Source organism: Amycolatopsis sp. YIM 10, from assembly GCF_009429145.1.
GTDB lineage: Bacteria > Actinomycetota > Actinomycetes > Mycobacteriales > Pseudonocardiaceae > Amycolatopsis.
This window is the reverse complement of the sequence record NZ_CP045480.1, coordinates 2,934,671-2,952,713: the sequence shown is the minus strand read 5'-3', so window position 1 is coordinate 2,952,713 and position 18,043 is coordinate 2,934,671. Positions and strand designations below refer to the sequence as shown.

Below are 18,043 nucleotides of genomic sequence, written 5' to 3'. Positions count from 1 at the left end.
TTATCGTTTTGAGCAATGGCCCAGCCCCGCAGGCCGCCGACTGGAGGACACCGCATGACCGAGACCCCCCACGCACTGGTCGAGCAGCGCGGCCACACCCTGGTCGTCACGATGAACCGCCCCGCCGCGCGCAACGCGATCACCGGCGAAATGATGGCGATCATGACCGAGGCCTGGGACCGGGTCGACGCCGACGAGAGCATCCGCTGCTGTGTGCTGACCGGGGCCGGTAACGCGTTCTGCGCCGGCGCGGACCTCAAGTCGATGGCGCGCAACTCCCCCGGTGACGCCTACCAGCGCGGCACCTGGGACCCGAGCCGGATCCCCGGCCTGCTCAAGGGGCGGCGGCTGAGCAAGCCGCTGATCGCCGCGGTGGAGGGGCCCGCCATCGCGGGCGGGACCGAGATCCTGCAGGCCACCGACATCCGGATCGCCGGGGAGAGCGCGAAGTTCGGCGTGTCCGAGGCACGCTGGGGCCTGTTCCCGATGGGCGGCTCGGCGGTCCGGCTGCCGCGGCAGATCCCGTACACCGTGGCCGCGGAAATCCTGCTGACCGGGCGTCACCTGAAGGCGGCTGAAGCCAAGGAAATCGGGCTGATCGGGCGCGTGGTGCCGGACGGGACCGCGCTGGAGGCGGCGCTGGAGACGGCCGACGTGATCGCGGCGAACGGGCCGCTCGCGGTGCAGGCCATCCTTCGCACCATCCGCGACACCGAGGGCATGCCGGAGGAAGAGGCGTTCAAGATCGAGTCCCAGCTCGGGGCGGCGGTCTTCACCAGCGAGGACGCCAAGGAGGGCCCGCGGGCCTTCGCCGAGAAGCGGCGCCCGGAGTTCAAGGGCCGCTGACCCTCTGCCGTCGCGATAATCCGGTTGCTCCCCCGGCTCCCCGCGTGCGACGGTTCCGGCATGAACATGGGTATGGTTCTGGGTGACGTCCGGCTCCCACTTCGGCGCCGGAGCAGCTGACCCGAGGACGCCCCGCGCGCCGAAGTGATCTGCGTGTTTTCACAGCCACGTCTGATCACGAGGAGCCAACGTGCTTTCCGAACCTCCCGCGAGCGCCTTCCTCGCGGACGACACCCTGCGCGCCGACATCGCGCTACGCCACTTCCGCCGCGGCCGCCCGGTGCTGTGGCAAGGCGATTTTCACGGCGCCCGCCAGCTGCTGCAGGCGCTCGGCCGCCGCACGAGCAGTGTGCCGTTGCTGAAAATGCTGCTCATCCCGCTCGAAGCCGACTACACCGTGCCGCTGCGCCGCGCCCCGGATGTGCGTTCGGCGTGCCTGGAAGCGTTCGGCCCGGCAACCGGGCCGACGGCGGTGCCTCTGCGTGAGCTGCTCGGGGTCATCGGCGCGCACGAATGGCGGGTCAAGGGCATCGAGGTCCCGGCTCTGGGCGCGAAGATCCATCCGCACTACGGGGTTTTCGCGCCGATCCGCCAGGAGTACCTGGACCTGGTCGTCCAGGCACCCGTTCCGGAGAAGTTCACCGCGTTCGACATCGGCACCGGTACCGGCGTGCTCGCCGCGCTCCTCGCCCGCCGGGGTGCCACGAAGGTCGTCGCCACCGACGTCAACCCGCGTGCCTGCGCGTGCGCCCGCGAGAACCTCGAACGCCTCGGCCACGACGTCGAAGTGCTGGAGTGCGATCTTTTCCCACCGGGACGAGCGGACCTGGTCGTGTGCAATCCACCGTGGGTGCCCGGCCGCGCGCATTCCGAGCTGGAGCTGGCGATCTTCGACACCGACATGCTCGACCGGTTCCTCGCCCGGCTCCCGGACCACCTGACCCCGGGCGGCGAGGGCTGGCTCGTCCTCTCCGACCTGGCCGAGCACCTCGGCCTGCGAACGCGCGAGGAACTACAGCAACGCATCGATCAGGCGGGCCTGCGCGTGGTGGACCGGCTGGACACCCGGCCCAGGCACAAAAGAGCCCGCGCGGACGAGATCACCTCGCTCTGGCGGCTTCAGATCGCGCGCTCGCGACCGGCCCAGTAGGGATCGCGCAGCTTTCGCTTGTACAGCTTGCCGTTCGGGTCGCGCGGCAACTCCGGCAGGTAATCCACGCTCTTCGGCAGCTTGAACTTCGCCAGCCGGGAAGCGGCGAACTCCAGCAGCTCGGTGGTCAGCGCCGAGTCGCCGGAGACGCCTTCGGCGGGCTGCACGACGGCTTTGATCTCCTCACCCCAGTCGTCGTGCGGCACGCCGAACACGGCCACGTCGGCCACCTTCGGGTGCATCACCAGCTCGCCCTCGATCTCGGCCGGGTAGATGTTCACCCCACCGGAGATGATCATGTCGTTGCGCCGGTCGTGCAGGTACAGGTACCCGTCCTCGTCGAGGTGCCCGACGTCGCCGAGGGTGAACAGGTCGCCGACCCGCGCGCGCTCGGTCTTCTCCTTGTCCTTGTGGTACTCGAACTTCGAGTCGCCCATGCGCATGTAGACGGTGCCGATCTCGCCGGCGGGCAGCTCCTTGCCGTCCTCGTCGAGCACCTTGATCGTCGAACCCGGCCACGGCCTGCCCACCGAACCCGGCTTGCGCAGCCATTCCTCGCCGTTGATCGCGGTGCCGCCGCCCTCGGTGGCCGCGTAGTACTCGGTGACCACCGGGCCCCACCAGTCCAGCATCTGCCGCTTGACCTCCGGCGGGCACGGGGCCGCGCCGTGGATCATGCACCGCAGCGACGAGACGTCGTAGCGCTCACGGTCCGGCAGGGCGAGCAGCCGCCGGAACTGGGTCGGCACCATGTGGCTGTGCGTCACCCGGTACCGCTCGATCAGGCGCAGCATCTCGGCCGGGTCCCAGCGGTCCATCAGCACCGCGGAATGGCCCAGCTGCAAGGAGATCGCCACGAAGTTGAGCACCGCGGTGTGGTACAGCGGCGAACCGCACAGGTGCACGTGCCCGTCACCGGGTTTCAGCCCGAAGATGCCGAAGAACCAGGTGGAGGCGGCGGGCACCTGGTCGGGGTCGGCGCCGGTCAGGGGACGGCGCACGCCCTTGGGCCGCCCGGTGGTGCCGGAGGTGTAGAGCATCGGCGAGCCGGAGGTGCGCGGCTCGGGCCGTTCGGTCGACCCGGCCAGCTCGTCGATCGCGCGGAAGCCCTTGACCGAACCGACCGCGAAACGCGCTTCGGCGGGAATGCCCGCTTCGTCGGCTGCCGCCACCGCGACGTCGGCGAACCGCTCGTGCGCGAGGAACGCCTTGGCGCCGCTGTCGTTGAGGATGTAGGCGACCTCGGGACCGACCAGGTGCCAGTTCACCACCACGATGTACAGGCCGGTCTGGATCGCGGCGAAGTGGGCGGCCACCAGCTCGGCCCCGTTGGGCTGCAGCACGACGATCACGTCGCCGGTGCCGAGCCCCAGTTCACGCAGGCCGTTCGCGTAGGCGTTGGCCTTGGCGGCCAGCTCGCCGTAGGTGACCTCGGTACCGTCCGGTTCGATCACCGCCGTGCGGTCGGCTTCGGCGGCGGCGATAGTCCACAGGCCCAGGCTCATACCCCCGAATCTAGAACGTGTTCCACTTCCGGGCAAGTGTTGGCGAGCGCCCGTTGCCGAGATTTCGAGAACGTGTTTCACTTCTGCTCGTGACTCAGCCGTCCCTGCGTGAAGCCCCGCTGTCGGCCCCGATGAACATCGGGTTCGACTACACCCGTTCGGTCGGCCCGGTACTGGGCAGGTTCGTCAACGGTCTCGCCGCACACCGGATCGAAGGTGTCCGGGGCAGCGACGGCCGCGTCCACGTGCCGCCGGTCGAGTACGACCCGCAGACCGCCGAAGCGCTGACCGAGTTCGTCGAGGTCGGCACCGAAGGCACGGTCAAGTCGTGGACCTGGATGGCCGAACCGCTGGACGGGCAGCCGTTGTCGCGCCCGTTCGCGTGGGCGCTGATCCAGCTCGACGGCGCCGACACCGCGATGCTGCACGCGGTGGACGTGCCCGGCCCGGAGCACATGAGCACCGGGATGCGGGTGGCGGTCCGCTGGGCCGGCAAAACCGTCGGGCACATCCGCGACATCGCCTACTTCCGCCCCGTCGAAACCGAGGAGCCCGACGCCGGGCCGACGGCCGATCCGCCGCCGGTGGCCGAGCGCGAGGAGGGCGATCCGGTCAGCGTGGTGATCACGCCGGTGCACCTGAAATACCGGCATTCCGCCTCCCCGGAGGAAAGCCGGTACCTGCGCGGACTGGCGCAGGGCAAGCTGCTCGGCCAGCGCTGCCCGGTGTGCCACAAGGTCTACCTGCCCCCGCGCGGTGCCTGCCCGACCGACGGCGTGCCGACCACCGACGAGGTGGAACTGCCCGACACCGGCATCATCACCACCTTCTGCGTGGTGAACGTGCCGTTCCTCGGCCAGCGCATCAAACCGCCGTACGTCACCGCCTACATCCTCATCGACGGCGCCGACATCGCCTTCCTGCACCTGATCCTCGGCTGCGACGCGGCCGACGTGCGGATGGGCATGCGCGTGCGCGCGTCGTGGCGGCCACGCGAGGAGTGGACCACCTCGCTGGAGAACATCGCGCACTTCGAGCCGACCGGGGAACCGGACGCGCCGTACGAATCCTTCGCCCACCACCTGTAGGGACGCACAAACATGCCAGATGTCGCCGTGATCGGCTTCGCCCAGGCACCGAACGTGCGGGAGACCCCGGGCACCACCAACGGGGTGGAGATGCTGGTGCCGCTGCTCGCCGACGCCTACCAGCAGACCGGTCTGTCCAAACAGGACATCGGGTTCTGGTGCTCGGGTTCCTCGGACTACCTGGCCGGCCGCGCGTTCTCGTTCATCGCCGCGGTGGACGCGATCGGCGCCTTCCCGCCGATCCACGAGTCACACGTGGAGATGGACGCGGCGTGGGCGCTCTACGAGGCCTGGCTGAAGATCCGGATGGGCGAGGTGGACACCGCGCTCGTCTACGGCTTCGGCAAGTCTTCGGCCGGGCAGCTGCGCCGGGTGCTCGCGCTCCAGCTCGACCCGTACTTCACCGCGCCGCTGTGGCCAGACTCGGTCAGCATCGCCGCGCTACAGGCCAGGGCCGGGCTCGACGCGGGCCTCTGGTCCGAAAAGGACCTGGCGGAGGTCGCCGTGCGCAGCCGCGCGGACGCGGCGGACAACCCGTTCGCCCAGTTCTCCGGTTCCGCCGGGGTGGCCGAGCTGCTGGACTCGCCGATGGTGGCCGATCCGTTGCGGCGTCACGACATCGCGCCGATCACCGACGGCGCCGCGGTGATCGTGCTGGCCGCCGAGGACCGCGCCCGCGAGCTGGTCGAACGACCGGCGGTGATCACCGGGATCGAGCACCGGGTGGACTCACCCGAACTCGGCGGCCGCGACCTGACCCGCTCCCCCAGCACCGCGGCCGCGGGCCGGGCGGCCGGGACCGACGGGGTGGAGGTGGCGGAACTGCACGCACCGTTCACCCACCAGGAACTCATCCTCCGCCGCGAGCTCGGCCTCGGCGACGACGTCCGGATCAACCCGTCCGGCGGGGTGCTCACCGGGAACCCGATGTTCGCCGCCGGGCTGGCCAGGATCGGCGAGGCGGCCAAGCGCATCCTCGCCGGCACCGCCCGCCGCACCCTCGCGCACGCCACCAGCGGGCCCGCGCTGCAACAGAACCTGGTCGCCGTGCTGGAAAGGCGGGACTGACATGACCACCCAGTCCAAGCAACTGGCCGCGGTGCTCGGCACCGGGCAGACGCACCACCGCGCCAAGCGCACCGACGTGTCCATGCCCGGCCTGCTGCGCGAGGCGATCGACCGCGCGATGACCGACGCCGAGGTCGGCTGGGACGACATCGACGCGGTGGTGCTGGGCAAGGCCCCGGACCTGTTCGAGGGCGTGATGATGCCCGAGCTGTTCCTGGCCGACTCGCTCGGCGCGAACGGCAAGCCACTGCTGCGCGTGCACACCGCCGGCTCGGTGGGTGGTTCGACCGCACTGGTGGCCGCCAGCCTGGTGCAGTCGGGCGTGCACCGGCGGGTGCTCACCGTGGCCTTCGAGAAGCAGTCCGAGTCCAACGCGATGTGGGGACTGTCCATCGTGCCGCCGTTCCAGATGCCGGTGGGCGCCGGGGCGGGCGGGTACTTCGCGCCGCACGTGCGCTCCTACATCCGGCGGTCCGGCGCGCCGGAGGTGGTCGGCGCGATGGTGGCGGCGAAGGACCGCCGCAACGGCGCGCTCAACCCGCACGCGCACCTGCGGCAGCCGGACATCACGGTGGAATCGGTGCGGGCGTCGAAGATGCTGTGGGACCCGATCCGCTACGACGAGACCTGCCCGTCCTCCGACGGTGCCTGCGCCATGGTGATCGGCGACGAGGCCGCCGGGGACGCGGTGCCCGGTGGCGCCGCCTGGATCCACGCGACCGCGATGCGCACCGAGCCGACCACCTTCGCCGGCCGCGACCAGGTCAGCCCGCAGGCGGGCCGGGACGCGGCGGCGGCGCTGTGGCGCGACGCGGGCATCACCGACCCACTGTCTGAAGTGGACGCCGCGGAGATCTACGTGCCGTTCTCCTGGTTCGAGCCGATGTGGCTGGAGAACCTGGGCTTCGCCGAAGCCGGGGCTGGCTGGAAGCTGACCGAGGCCGGGGAAACCGCGATCGGTGGCCGGTTGCCGGTGAACCCCTCCGGTGGGGTCCTTTCGTCCAACCCGATCGGCGCGTCGGGCATGCTGCGCTTCGCCGAAGCGGCCCGCCAGGTGATGGGCCGGGCCGGGGACCACCAGGTCGACGGCGCGCGGATCGCACTCGGCCACGCCTACGGCGGCGGCTCGCAATATTTCTCCATGTGGGTGGTGGGCTCGCGCAAACCGGGGTGACTAACCTGCCTACGTGACCGAGGAGCGCAATACGGGCAGGATCGGACGGGAGCCGCAGTACGAGGTGTTCGCGGACGAGTTCGCCGAGCACGCCGAAAGCGGTGCGTTCAACGCGCTCTACGACCGGCCGACCATGCTCGCCCTGCTCGGCGACGTGCGCGGGGCCAAGGTGCTCGACGCCGCCTGCGGCCCCGGCCTGTACGCCGGCGAGCTGGTCTCCCGCGGCGCCGAGGTGACCGGTATGGACCAGAGCCCGCGCATGGTGGAACTGGCGAAGGCACGCGTTCCGTCGGCGGAATTCCGGGTGCACGACCTGCACGACCCGTTCGACTGGCTGCCCGGCGGCACGTTCGACGCGGCACTGTTCGCGCTGGCCATCCACCACCTCGACGACCGCGTGCCCGCGCTGCGGGAGTTGCACCGCGTGCTCAAGCCGGAGGGCAGGCTGCTGGTCTCCACCGGGCACCCCACCTGGGACTGGCTGCGCACCGGCGGTGACTACTTCCAGACCGAGCTGATCACCGAGACGTGGACAAAGGGCTGGCGCGTGAGTTACTGGCGCCAGCCCCTGTCCGCGGTCTGCGCGGAGTTCTCCGCGGCCGGATTCGTCATCGACGAACTGGTGGAACCCAAGCCGGACGAGCAGATGGCGCAGCACTACCCGGAGAACTACGCGCAGCTGAGCGAGGCACCGGCGTTCCTCGCCTTCCGGCTGACGAAGCGCGGTCAGTCGTACGCGACCTCGTAGTGCTTGATGGCGTTCAGCCAGCCCGACCGCAACCGCACCGGCGGGGCCAGTTCGCGGATGCCCGGCATCTCGTCGGCGATCGCCTTGAAGATCAGGTCGATCTCCAGCCGCGCCAGGTTGGCCCCGATGCAGTAGTGGGCTCCGGTGCCGCCGAAGCCGACGTGCGGGTTGTCCTGGCGCAGGATGTCGAACTTCTCCGGCTCGTCGAAGGCGTCCGGATCGAAGTTCGCCGAACCGTAGAACAGGCCGACACGATCGCCCTTGCGGATCTGCCGGCCGCCGAGTTCGGTGTCCTCCATCGCGGTCCGCTGGAAGGCGGTCACCGGCGTCGCCCAGCGCACGATCTCGTCCGGCGCGGTGTTCGGCCGCTGCTCACGGAAGATCTCCCACTGCTCGGGGTGGTCGAGAAAGGCCTTCATGCCGTGCGTGATGGCGTTGCGCGTGGTTTCGTTGCCCGCCACCGCGAGCAGCAGCACAAAGAAGCCGAACTCGTCCGACGCCAGTGATTCACCGTCGACGTCGGCGTGGATGAGCTTGGTGACGATGTCGTCCATCGGGCACTTGCGCCGGTCCTCGGCCATGTTCCAGGCGTAACCGATCAGCTCGGCGGAGGCGGCGATCGGCTCGATCTCGTACTCGGGGTCGTCGTAGGCGACCATCTGGTTGGACCAGTCGAAGATCTTGAGCCGGTCCTGCTGCGGAATGCCGATCAGCTCGGCGATCGCCTGCAGCGGCAGCTCGCAGGCCACGTCGGTGACGAAGTCGCCGGAGCCCTTCTTCTTCGCTTCGGCGGCGATCCGCTGGGCACGCTCGCGCAGCGCGTCCTCCAGCTTCGCGATCGACCGCGGGGTGAAGCCCTTCTGCACGATCCGCCGCAGCTTGGTGTGCTGCGGGGCGTCCATGTTCAGCAGCACCAGGCGGTTCGCCTCGATGGTCTCCTGGGTGATCGACTCGTCGAAGCGGATGATCGCGGTCTTCTCCCGTGAGGAGAACACCTTGTCGTTGCGGGAAACCGTCTTGACGTCCTCGAGCTTGCTCACGACCCAGTAGCCGTCGTCGGAGAAGCCGGCCAGGTTGTGGGGCTGCGCGTTCCACCAGACCGGCGCGGTCCGCCGGAGTGCCGCGAACTCCTCCAGTGGCACTCTCTCGGCGTACAGATCCGGATCCGTGAAATCGAAACCAGCGGGGATCCCGGGAGCGGCCACGGTTGCCTCCAGCGCGAAATCGGCAGTGAAACGCGTTCTATTTCGCGATTGAAGCACAGCTCTCCCGTCAGGTGAAGAGCTTCTAGTGAAACCTGTTAACTCGCGGACCGGAGTCAGCGAACCACTGGTGGCCGACTTGGCCGCCAAATAGGACCCGATCGGCGGTTGACCAGCCGGACGCTTGCCTAAAATAAGAACGTGTTCTACTTTTGGCACAGGTGACGAGAGGAGCGGCCCATGCCGGAACCGGTGATCGTGGCGGCGGCGCGCACCCCGATCGGCAGGCGGCGCGGCCGGCTGTCCGGGCTGCACGCCGCCGAACTGCTGGGGGTGGCCCAGCAGGCGGTGCTCGAGCGCGCCGGGATCGAACCGGACCTGGTCGAGCAGGTGATCGGCGGCGCGGTGACCCAGGCGGGCGAGCAGGCCGGGAACGTCACGCGCACCGCGTGGCTGCACGCCGGGCTCCCGCAGGGCTGCGGTGCCACCACGATCGACGCGCAGTGCGGTTCGGCGCAGCAGGCCGCGCACCTGATCGCGGGACTGGTCGCGGCCGGGGCGATCGAGGCCGGGGTGGCCTGCGGCGTGGAGTCGATGTCCCGCGTGCCGCTCGGCGCGAACATCGGCACCGACGTCGGCAAGCCGAAACCCGACTCGTGGGCGATCGACATGCCGAACCAGTTCGGTGCGGCCGAACGGATCGCGGTGCGCCGGGGCATCACGCGCGAGGAGGTGGACGCGTTCGGCGCCGACTCACAGCGCAAGGCCGCTGCCGCGTGGGCGGACGGCCGGTTCGAGCGCGAAGTGGTGCCGGTCAAGACCTCCGACGAACTGGTGAACCGGGACGAGGGCCTGCGCGACACCTCCGTGGAGGCGCTCGCCGGGCTGAAACCAGTTCTCGAAGGCGGGGTGCACACCGCGGGCAACTCGTCGCAGATCTCCGACGGCGCGGCCGCCCTGCTGATCATGGACGCCGCCCGCGCGCGGGCGCTCGGGCTCCGCCCGCGGGCGCGCATCCGGGCGCAGGCACTGGTCGGCGCCGAACCGTACTACCACCTCGACGGCCCGATCCAGGCCACCGCGCGCGTGCTCGACCGCGCGGGCATGACCATCGGTGACCCGGACGTCTTCGAGGTGAACGAGGCGTTCGCGTCGGTGGTGCTGTCGTGGCAGCGGGTGCACCAGCCCGACCCGGACCGCGTCAACGTCAACGGTGGCGCGATCGCGCTGGGGCACCCGGTCGGCAGCACCGGGGCGCGCCTGCTGACCAGCGCCCTGCACGAACTCGAACGCCGGGACGGCTCCACCGCACTGGTCACCATGTGCGCCGGCGGAGCCATGTCCACCGCGACGATCCTGGAGCGCCTGTAGCGCCGGCTACAGCTCGTAGCGGATGGCGGGGCCGTTCTCCGGGCGTTCGAAGCGAACGCGGGGGCGGCCCGGCCACCACGTCTCCACCTTCAGCGCGTTGTCCTCCACCCAGGTGAGGACCACATCGGTCAGCGCGACCCGGAACAGGTGCGCGTCCTCGCCGCCGGGGAGTTCCTCGGCCACGCCCGACACCTTCACGTCGCCGCCGTTCTCCGGGTCGCCGGGATAGGCGTGGATCGCGCACCGGCCGTCGCGCCGCAGGTCGCGGGCCTTCATCGCGTCGAGCATCGAGCCGAGCACGAGTTCACCGTCGCGGAACTCGACCTCGCTGCCGCTCACGCGTGGTGAGCCGTCGCGCCGGAGCGTGGCCAGGACGTGCGACTTCTCCGCGGTGAACCGCGCGTGCACGCGCTTCGCCAGTTCGGGCGCCTCGGTTTCGAACTGCTTCCAGGAACCTGTCATGCCCCCAGGGTCTCCCCAAACCCCGACAGAACCTGTCATGGTTTCGGGCGCGGGTTTTTCACCCACCGCGGATCCTTCGGCGCCCGGGTACCCGTTGATGTGCTTGACTTCCGGGCATGATCTCGGAGCGGTGCCCGGTCGTCGACGGTGAGCTACAGGTCGAAGCCACCGGGGACGGCCCGCCACTGCTGATGATCGCGGGCGGGCTGGGCGCGGCGAACAGCTACCGCGCCCTCGGCAAGCGGCTGAGCAGCGACTACACCGTCATCACCTACGACAGGCGCGGGCACTTCCGCAGCACGGACAAAACCACCGGGCCGGTCCCGGTGAGCCTGCAGGCCGACGACGCGCGCGCGGTCATCGAGCACGCCGGGCTGGGCAAGGCCACCGTGTTCGGCACCAGCGCGGGCGCGCTGATCGGGCTGGACCTGGCCGCGCGGCACCCCGACGTGGTGACCGGGCTGATCGCCCACGAGCCGCCGCTGATCCACCTGCTGCCGGACGCCGAGGAGTGGCTGGCCTTCGCCGAGGCGCAGGTCGTCGCGTGCGAGCGGGGTGATCTGGTCGGGGCGTTCACCCAGTTCGTCAGCTCGCTGGCCGGGGCGGGGCTGCCGGAGCTGAAGATGGTGCGCCTGCCGAACGAGCAGGAGTGGATCCGGTTGTTCACCAGGGAGATCCGCGAGTTCTACGACTACGAACCGGACCTGGTGGCGCTGCGCCGGTCCCGGGTGGAGATCACCCCCACCGCGGGCCGGGACAGCCGCGGCTACTACCACTACCGGCCGGCGAAAACGCTTGCGCTGGAACTGGGCCAGCCCTTCGCCGAGGTGCCGGGCGCGCACCTGGCCCCCCAGCGCAATCCGAGGGGCTTCGAAGCGGCACTGCGGGAACTGCTGGCAGACCTGCCCTCCTGAGCGGCCACCGAGTCACAGCGGGCGAATCACCCGCGCCGGGTTGCCCGCGGCGAACACCCTGGACGGCAGGTCCCTGGTGACCACGCTTCCCGCGCCGACCACGGTGTCGTCGCCGACGGTCACGCCCGCGCACACGGTGACCCCGCCGCCGAACCAGACGTTGTTCCCGATGGTGATCGGCGCGGCGCTCTCCCACCGCTGTCGCCGCGCCTCGTGGTCCTCCATCGGGTGCAGCGCGGTCAGCAACTGCGCGCGCGGCCCGATGGACACGTCGTCACCGATCCGGATCGGGGCGCAGTCCAGCAGGATCGCGTCGTAGTTGAGGAACGAGTTGGCGCCGATCTCGATCAGGTAGCCGTAGTCGCACTGGAAGCGCGGCATGATCCACGAGCCGTCGCCGAACTTGCCGAGCAGGTCGCGCAGCAGCTCGTCCCGGCGGCCGGTCGCGTCCGGCTCGGTCGCGTTGAACTCGGCGCACAACCGCTGCGCGCGATGACGCTCGGCGACCAGCTCCGGGTCGTTGTCGCGGTACAGCTCACCGCGCAGCATGCGCTCCTTGTGTTCACCCATACCGCGAGGCTAGTCAGTGTTTTATAAGCGGCGGAGCCGCTTGCTGTGGGCCGTCAGCCCGCACCGCCGCGGGTTCTCAGTCGTCTTCTCGCGAGGACAGCTTCACCGTGGTGAATCGGTTATTCATGAGGTGGAGATCCCGGAGCGAGAAGACGCCTGAGGTTCCGCTACCCGCACCGCCAAGCAACCTTTCAAAACATTGGCTAGATCAGGGCGGGTAGGGACAGCCCCACCCCGGCCCCGGGTGCGCACCGGCTACCGGGGCGCGCTCGCGATCAACAGACTCGACGCGTGACCACACAGCCTCTCATCGCCGCGGAGACCGGAAGCGATTTCGCCCGGCTGTCACGGCGGATCAACCAGGCCGGCCTGCTGGACCGGCGTCCTGGCTACTACGCACTGCGCATCGGCGTGGTGACCACGCTGTTCGCCGGTGCGTGGGCCACCTTCGCCTGGCTCGGCGACTCGTGGGCCACGCTGTTCGCCGCGGTGGCGCTGGCCGTGCTGTTCGGCCAGATCGCGTTGCTCTCGCACGATCTCGCGCACCGGCAGGTGTTCCGCACTCGGCGGCCGAGCGAGGTGGCCGGGCGGCTGGCGGGCAATCTCGGCATCGGCATGAGCTACGGCTGGTGGATGGACAAGCACACCCGCCACCACGCGAACCCGAACCACGAGGAACTCGATCCCGACGTCGACCCGGACGTCCTGGTGTGGTCGAAGGACCAGGCCAGGGCCAGCCGCGGCGTTCCGCGGTTCATCGGCCGGTACCAGGCCTTCCTGTTCTTCCCGCTGCTCACCCTGGAGGGCCTGAACCTGCACTGGTCGGGCGTCCGCGCGGTGCTGAAGCCGGGCCTCAAGCGACGCGGCCTGGAGGCCGGGCTGCTGTTCACCCACTTCGCGCTGTACCTGGGCGCGGTGTTCCTGGTGCTGTCGCCGGTGAAGGCGCTACTGTTCATCGCCGTGCACCAAGGGCTCTGGGGTGTCTACATGGGATCGATCTTCGCGCCGAACCACAAGGGAATGCCGACTTTGACCGGCGACAACCGCCCTGACTTCCTGCGTCGCCAGGTGCTCACCTCGCGCAACGTGCGGGGCAACTGGTTCGTCGACACCGCGATGGGCGGGCTGAACTACCAGATCGAGCACCACCTGTTCCCGAGCATGCCGACCCCGCACCTGCGGCGCGCCCAGCCCATCGTCCGGGACTACTGCGCCGAAATCGGTGTCCCGTACCACGAAACCGGCCTCATCGACTCGTACGCGCAAGCCCTGCGCCACCTGCACGAAGCGGGTTCCCCGCTCCGCCGCTGATCCCCGGGCAGCGCAATGGATGTGGCTTCCTGGAAGCCACATCCATTGCGCTCACCTGGATTGGAGCGCTCCCAGGTTGGAGCACCGAATACCAGGTTGTCGAACAGGTTTGGGGATTACTTGGTTCCGGCTGCCTGACGCCGGACGGCACGGCCACGACGACGGAGCACCATCGCGACCAGGATCGCGGCGCCGGCCAGCGCCGTCACAGTCCACCCGCGGCGGCCGGAGACGCGTGACGCGGGCGGCATCGCGGGCTGGACGGGGTGGTCTTCCGCCAGCAGTCCGGCGGCTTGTTCGCGGGGTACCGCGGACATGATCCCCGGCAGGCCCGCCAGGGCGGTGACCTCGCTCGCGCAGCCCTCGCACCCGCTCAGGTGCAGCTCGTACTCCCTCCGCTCGGCCGGGGAGAGCGAACCCAGCATGTAGGCGACATCCCATTCACGGTACGGGTCCGCCACGGTTCTCAAGGTCCGGTCACTCCTCTCTTCTGCAGCGCGAGCCGGAGCGCGCGGAGGCCGTAGTGGAGCCGGGAGCGGACGGTGCCGGGTGGCACCTCCATCGAAGCGGCCAGTTCGGCGACCGAATGCCCGAGGTAGTAGGCCCGGACCAGCACCGCCCGGTGATCCCGCGTCAACTCGGAGAGCGCGTCGGCCACCAGCCACGAGTCCAGCGCCGAATCCGTCGGGTCGGAGCGGGTGCCCTCCGGTACGCATTCGGCGCCGATCTCGAGCCTGGCGCGAGCGCTGCGGCGGTGGTCGATGACAAGATTGCGTGCCACGGTATAAAGCCACGCCCGTGCCGCGGCCACTTCCTCCTCCAGGATGTGCCGGTTCTTCCACGCCCGCAGCAGGGTCTCCTGCACGACGTCCTGGGCCAGCTGCTCGTCGCCGGTGAGGTGTCGCACGTAACGCTGCAGGGGTATGGCGTTCTCGTCGTGCAGGGCGCACAGCAGCGCCATCTGACCGTCCTTGATGACGCACCCCCTACGCCCGCTGGAACTTCGGTTCGCGCTTGGCGAGGAACGCCGCCGTGCCTTCGCGCATGTCCGGCGTGGTGAACGCCGTCCGGAACGCCGCCAGCTCGCCGTCCAGTCCTTTGTGGATTTCCTGCCCGCGCGCGGTGTTGATCGCGGTCTTGCACAGCGCGACCGCGGAGGACGAGTTCGCCGCGATCCCGGCGAGGGTGACGTGTGCGGCGGCGAGCATCTCTTCCCGGCTGTCGAAGATCCGGTTGACCAGCCCGATCCGGTCCGCCTCGACCGCGTCCACCTGTCGTCCGGAGTAGATCAGCTCGCGGGCCCGCCCCGGGCCGACGAGCCGTTGCAGCCGGACGCAGCCGCCGAAGCCGGGGATCAGGCCGAGCAGCACCTCGGGCTGGCCGAATCTGGCCTTGCGGGTGGCGTAGACGAAATCGGCCGCCATGGCCAGTTCGCACCCACCGCCGAGGGCGTAACCGTCCACGCAGGCGACCACCGGTGCCGGAACTCGCTCCAGCAGGTCCATCACGGCTCCGCCGAGCCTGCCGAACTCCTCGCCCTCGTCCGGGGTCATGGTCGCCATCTCGCGGATGTCCGCGCCCGCGACAAAAGCGGGCCCCGGCGCGGCGGTCAGGATCATCGGCTTGGTCGCGTCGCCGAGGAAGTCCCGGAGTTCGCCGAGCACGCGCCGGGACAACGCGTTACGAGCCGATGGGCGGGTGATGGTCAGGGTGACGATGCCGCCGGTCTCCCGGATGTCGAGCGTCTCGTAGTCCACAGTGTCCACAATGTCCACAGTGCTCACCTCACGAATCCCATATCGCGCCGAAAGCGGGAATACCACGCGTTTCCAGCTCTTCGACGACCTGCCAGGTGGTCTTCTTGTTGGAGATGCAGATGACGGCCTCGGCACCGGAGGACTGGTAAGCCTGGAAGGCCAGTGCGACCAGGTCGGGCTTACCACTGCTTTCGGTGTCCCAGACGATCGCGTCGGGTTGCACACCGAGGATCTCGTCGACGAGTGCGTCGCCGTAGGTGTGCCGGGGGCGCCGCGCCGACCAGACCAGTAGCGCCGGTGTCTCGCCGGAGAGCAGGTGGGGCAGGCAGGGCCCGATCCCGCTCCCGGTCGCGACCCACACCACCTTGCGGAACAGTTTGTCGATGTTGCCGACGCCCGCGGTCGGGATTCCCTTGACCCAGAGGTGTTCCGGCAGGTCGTCGATGAGCGAGCCGGTCCAGTCGCCCGCCCGGGAGATGGTCAGCCGGAACCCGGTCCGGCCGGGAGTGGGGACGTTGGCGAACGAATGCCACTCCAGCAACGGATTCCGGCTCACCGAGGTGGACGACCCGGCGAACGGCGTGACCCCGTGGTCGAACCACACGAGCGCGACGTGCCGTGACGGCCGGACGATCCGGACCGGAACGCGCCGCAGCCGCAGCCATGGCAGGGCCACGCTGACCACGACGACCAGCAGGACCAGCAGGCTCGCCGGGCCGCCGACCAGCGCCGCGTGCACCGCGAACAGGGCGAGCACGGCCCAGCCACCGAACCGGTGCGAACGCTCGAACCAGTCGTGGTGACGGGCTCGCCACGAAGGCAGGGCCAGGACGATCATCGCGACGAGCAGCCCCACGATGACCCAGGTCAGTACCAGCGACGGGGCGGTGAACGGGAACCAGGCGGTGGCGCAGAGCGAGGCGCCGACGTGCGAGCCGCCGAAGTGGTAGACCTTGCCCATGGTCCAGCGGACGCGGAGCGGCCAGTGCTTCGGCACGCTCGTCGCCAGCCGGAACAGCAGGTTGATGACGTACTGCTGGCGGACGAGTACCGCGAGGGCGAAGTTGGCCAGCACCATCGTCGAGGCTTCGGCGAACGGGATGGCGACGAGGTTCAGGAGGATGACCGCGGCGGCGAGCCGGTTGTGATGGGTGTACGGGCGGCGTTTGAGCCTGGCGCGCCACGACCGCCCGGACGGCCGGAGCGCGAGCTGGGTGTCCGTCATGCCACGGTTTCCCAACGGGACACCAGGGCGCGCCGGTCGACCTTGCCGCGATCGGTCACCGGCAACCTGTCCATCGGCACGATCAGCGACGGCAGGCAGTAGTAGGGCAGCCGTTCGGCGACCTGCCGGCGCGCGAGCTCCGGCGACACCGTCGCGGGGGTGACGAAGCCGATCAGCCTGCCTTCGTGCACCACGGTGGAAGCCCGTGCGCAACCGGCGGTTCGCTCCAATACCGAGGTGACCGCGTCCAGTTCGACCCGGAACCCGCGCACCTTCACCTGGTCGTCGGTCCGGCCGTGGTGTTCCAGCTCCCCGTCCGGTGTCCACCTGCCCAGATCGCGGGTCCGGAACATCCGGGCGGCTCCGCCGAGAAACGGGTCGGGCCGGTACCGTTCCGCGGTCAGCGCGTCGTTTCCCAGGTAGCCGGCCGTCACGCACGCGCCGCCCGCCCACATTTCGCCGACCTCGCCGATCGGGCACGGCCGGCGGTTCTCGTCCAGGATGTACACCGTGGTGTTGGGGATCGGCCTGCCGATGGTCAGCGTCCCGGCGTACCGCTGCACGGTGTTGACGATCGTGACCTCCGTCGGGCCACACGAGTTGTGGAACCTCGCGTGCCGGGACCAGGTGTCCGCCAGCGACGAAGGGCAGCGCTCACCCGCCACCGCCACGGTGTGCACGTCCGGGCACCGCGACGGCGTCAACGTGGACAGGACGCTGGGCGTCGCGATGATGACGTTCAGCGTCTCGGCCGCCCGTGATATCTCCTCACCCCGGATGACCAGCGTTCCCCCGTTCGACAAGGTCCCCAGGATCTCCCAGGCGGCCATGTCGAAGGCGATGTTCAGCAGTTGCCCGACCCGGTCACCCGGCCCGATGCCCAGTGACCCGGGTGCGGTGAGCAGCACGTTGCACAGGTTGGCGTGGGTGACCTGGACGCCGTTCGGTGTTCCGGTGGTGCCGGAGGTGAAGATCACCATCGCCCCGTCACCGCCCGGCCGGGCCGTCCGGACCGGGGCCGTGCCGGGCACGGAGTCGATCGCGACGACCGTTCCCAGGTCCGGGGGCAGTTCGTGCGCGGTGGTGGTCAGCACGACTCGGATACCCGCCGTGCCGACAATGTGTTTCAGCATTTGTGACGGTGTTATTCGAACGTCCTGCGGCACATAGGCGGCACCGGCTTTGAGTACGGCCAGTATTCCGACAACCATGGAAAGGGAACGGGTGAGAAACAGGCCGACCCGGTCACCGGGCCGGACACCGAGGTCGATCAGCAGCGCGGCGAGGTGTTCGGCGCGCTGGTCCAGTTCCCGGTAGGTCAGGCCGGATCCGAGGTGCTCCGCGGCGATCGCGCCTGGTCGCCGGGCTGCCTGAGCTTCGATGGCGTGGTGGATACGGCTGAACGGAGGGGTGGCCGTGGCGCCGGAACAATAACGCTGAAATAAAATCCGGTCGACGGGAGTCAATCTTCTCAACGCGGCAAGTTGAAACGATGCTGTCACGATGGATGCGCCTTCCAGGCGGTCTGTCGAGTCAACTGTTCTGAACGAGACAGACGTGCCGTGCGTTCAACGCATCCGGGGGATCTTCCGTTTTCGGGCAGGACTGATCCACTTGCCCCGCTTAATGCCGGGCGTTTGGGTTAATCACTA

The 18,043-nt window shown here is 69.5% G+C and carries 18 protein-coding genes; 9 read left to right on the top strand and 9 right to left on the bottom strand.

Annotated features, from left to right (window positions below; translation table 11 throughout):
* Positions 1 to 54 precede the first annotated feature (54 nt).
* Both YIM_RS14440 and YIM_RS14435 read left to right on the top strand, forming a co-directional pair.
* On the top strand, positions 55 to 846 hold the full coding sequence (locus YIM_RS14440) for a crotonase/enoyl-CoA hydratase family protein (protein WP_153030854.1): 792 nt from the start codon (positions 55 to 57) through the stop codon (positions 844 to 846).
* 190 nt (positions 847 to 1,036) lie between these two features.
* Entirely contained in the window at positions 1,037 to 1,996 is a 960-nt protein-coding gene (locus YIM_RS14435) for a methyltransferase (RefSeq protein ID WP_153030853.1), read from the top strand.
* Here YIM_RS14435 and YIM_RS14430 read toward each other — a convergent pair.
* Complete coding sequence (locus YIM_RS14430; protein ID WP_153030852.1) at positions 1,966 to 3,501, bottom strand: acyl-CoA synthetase; 1,536 nt, start codon at positions 3,499 to 3,501, stop codon at positions 1,966 to 1,968. The two genes, YIM_RS14435 and YIM_RS14430, sit on opposite strands and share 31 nt — an antisense overlap.
* 131 nt (positions 3,502 to 3,632) lie before the next feature.
* Between YIM_RS14430 and YIM_RS14425 the strand changes: the two genes are divergently transcribed.
* Genes YIM_RS14425 through YIM_RS14410 form a run of 4 tightly spaced genes read left to right on the top strand, consistent with a single transcriptional unit; the run spans position 3,633 to position 7,579 of the window.
* Entirely contained in the window at positions 3,633 to 4,589 is a 957-nt protein-coding gene (locus YIM_RS14425) for a Zn-ribbon domain-containing OB-fold protein (RefSeq protein WP_194240318.1), read from the top strand.
* 12 nt (positions 4,590 to 4,601) lie between these two features.
* Complete coding sequence (locus YIM_RS14420) at positions 4,602 to 5,657, top strand: thiolase domain-containing protein (protein WP_153030851.1); 1,056 nt, start codon at positions 4,602 to 4,604, stop codon at positions 5,655 to 5,657.
* A gap of 1 nt (position 5,658) precedes the next feature.
* Positions 5,659 to 6,831: a thiolase domain-containing protein gene (locus YIM_RS14415; protein WP_153030850.1), complete on the top strand. Its 1,173-nt coding sequence runs from the start codon at positions 5,659 to 5,661 to the stop codon at positions 6,829 to 6,831.
* A 13-nt stretch (positions 6,832 to 6,844) separates the two neighbouring features.
* Complete coding sequence (locus YIM_RS14410; RefSeq protein ID WP_228004719.1) at positions 6,845 to 7,579, top strand: class I SAM-dependent methyltransferase; 735 nt, start codon at positions 6,845 to 6,847, stop codon at positions 7,577 to 7,579.
* Here the strand turns inward: YIM_RS14410 and YIM_RS14405 are convergent.
* Entirely contained in the window at positions 7,558 to 8,784 is a 1,227-nt protein-coding gene (locus tag YIM_RS14405; RefSeq protein WP_194240150.1) for a cytochrome P450, read from the bottom strand. The genes YIM_RS14410 and YIM_RS14405 overlap by 22 nt on opposite strands.
* A gap of 237 nt (positions 8,785 to 9,021) precedes the next feature.
* On the opposite strand from YIM_RS14405, the gene YIM_RS14400 reads away from it, so the two are divergent.
* Positions 9,022 to 10,152 (top strand): steroid 3-ketoacyl-CoA thiolase, encoded by a 1,131-nt coding sequence (locus tag YIM_RS14400; RefSeq protein ID WP_153030849.1) that lies wholly within the window; start codon positions 9,022 to 9,024, stop codon positions 10,150 to 10,152.
* Positions 10,153 to 10,158: 6 nt separating this feature from the next.
* On the opposite strand, the gene YIM_RS14395 is transcribed toward YIM_RS14400, so the two are convergent.
* Complete coding sequence (locus YIM_RS14395) at positions 10,159 to 10,614, bottom strand: pyridoxamine 5'-phosphate oxidase family protein (protein WP_153030848.1); 456 nt, start codon at positions 10,612 to 10,614, stop codon at positions 10,159 to 10,161.
* A gap of 116 nt (positions 10,615 to 10,730) precedes the next feature.
* On the opposite strand from YIM_RS14395, the gene YIM_RS14390 reads away from it, so the two are divergent.
* Entirely contained in the window at positions 10,731 to 11,528 is a 798-nt protein-coding gene (locus YIM_RS14390; RefSeq protein ID WP_153030847.1) for an alpha/beta fold hydrolase, read from the top strand.
* Between the two features lie 12 nt (positions 11,529 to 11,540).
* Here the strand turns inward: YIM_RS14390 and YIM_RS14385 are convergent, their stop codons facing one another.
* Entirely contained in the window at positions 11,541 to 12,098 is a 558-nt protein-coding gene (locus tag YIM_RS14385) for a sugar O-acetyltransferase (protein ID WP_153030846.1), read from the bottom strand.
* A gap of 291 nt (positions 12,099 to 12,389) precedes the next feature.
* Here YIM_RS14385 and YIM_RS14380 point away from each other — a divergent pair, with 291 nt between their 5' ends.
* Positions 12,390 to 13,409 carry an acyl-CoA desaturase gene (locus YIM_RS14380; RefSeq protein WP_153030845.1) on the top strand — a complete coding sequence of 340 codons (1,020 nt, stop codon included), beginning with the start codon at positions 12,390 to 12,392 and terminating at the stop codon, positions 13,407 to 13,409.
* A 116-nt stretch (positions 13,410 to 13,525) separates the two neighbouring features.
* On the opposite strand, the gene YIM_RS14375 is transcribed toward YIM_RS14380, so the two are convergent.
* The 5 genes from YIM_RS14375 to YIM_RS14355 are packed head-to-tail and all read right to left on the bottom strand — an operon-like array spanning position 13,526 to position 17,893.
* The gene (locus YIM_RS14375) at positions 13,526 to 13,870 is read right to left on the bottom strand and encodes an anti-sigma factor (protein ID WP_228004718.1); all 345 of its coding nucleotides are present in this window, start codon (positions 13,868 to 13,870) and stop codon (positions 13,526 to 13,528) included.
* Between the two features lie 5 nt (positions 13,871 to 13,875).
* On the bottom strand, positions 13,876 to 14,370 hold the full coding sequence (locus tag YIM_RS14370) for a sigma-70 family RNA polymerase sigma factor (protein ID WP_153030844.1): 495 nt from the start codon (positions 14,368 to 14,370) through the stop codon (positions 13,876 to 13,878).
* Between the two features lie 25 nt (positions 14,371 to 14,395).
* Positions 14,396 to 15,193, bottom strand: a complete 798-nt coding sequence (locus YIM_RS14365; protein WP_228004717.1) for an enoyl-CoA hydratase/isomerase family protein — start codon at positions 15,191 to 15,193, stop codon at positions 14,396 to 14,398.
* A gap of 1 nt (position 15,194) precedes the next feature.
* Complete coding sequence (locus tag YIM_RS14360; protein ID WP_153030843.1) at positions 15,195 to 16,391, bottom strand: hypothetical protein; 1,197 nt, start codon at positions 16,389 to 16,391, stop codon at positions 15,195 to 15,197.
* Positions 16,388 to 17,893 (bottom strand): amino acid adenylation domain-containing protein, encoded by a 1,506-nt coding sequence (locus tag YIM_RS14355; protein ID WP_153030842.1) that lies wholly within the window; start codon positions 17,891 to 17,893, stop codon positions 16,388 to 16,390. Before YIM_RS14355 ends, YIM_RS14360 begins: the two co-directional genes overlap by 4 nt.
* Between the last annotated feature and the right edge of the window lie 150 nt (positions 17,894 to 18,043).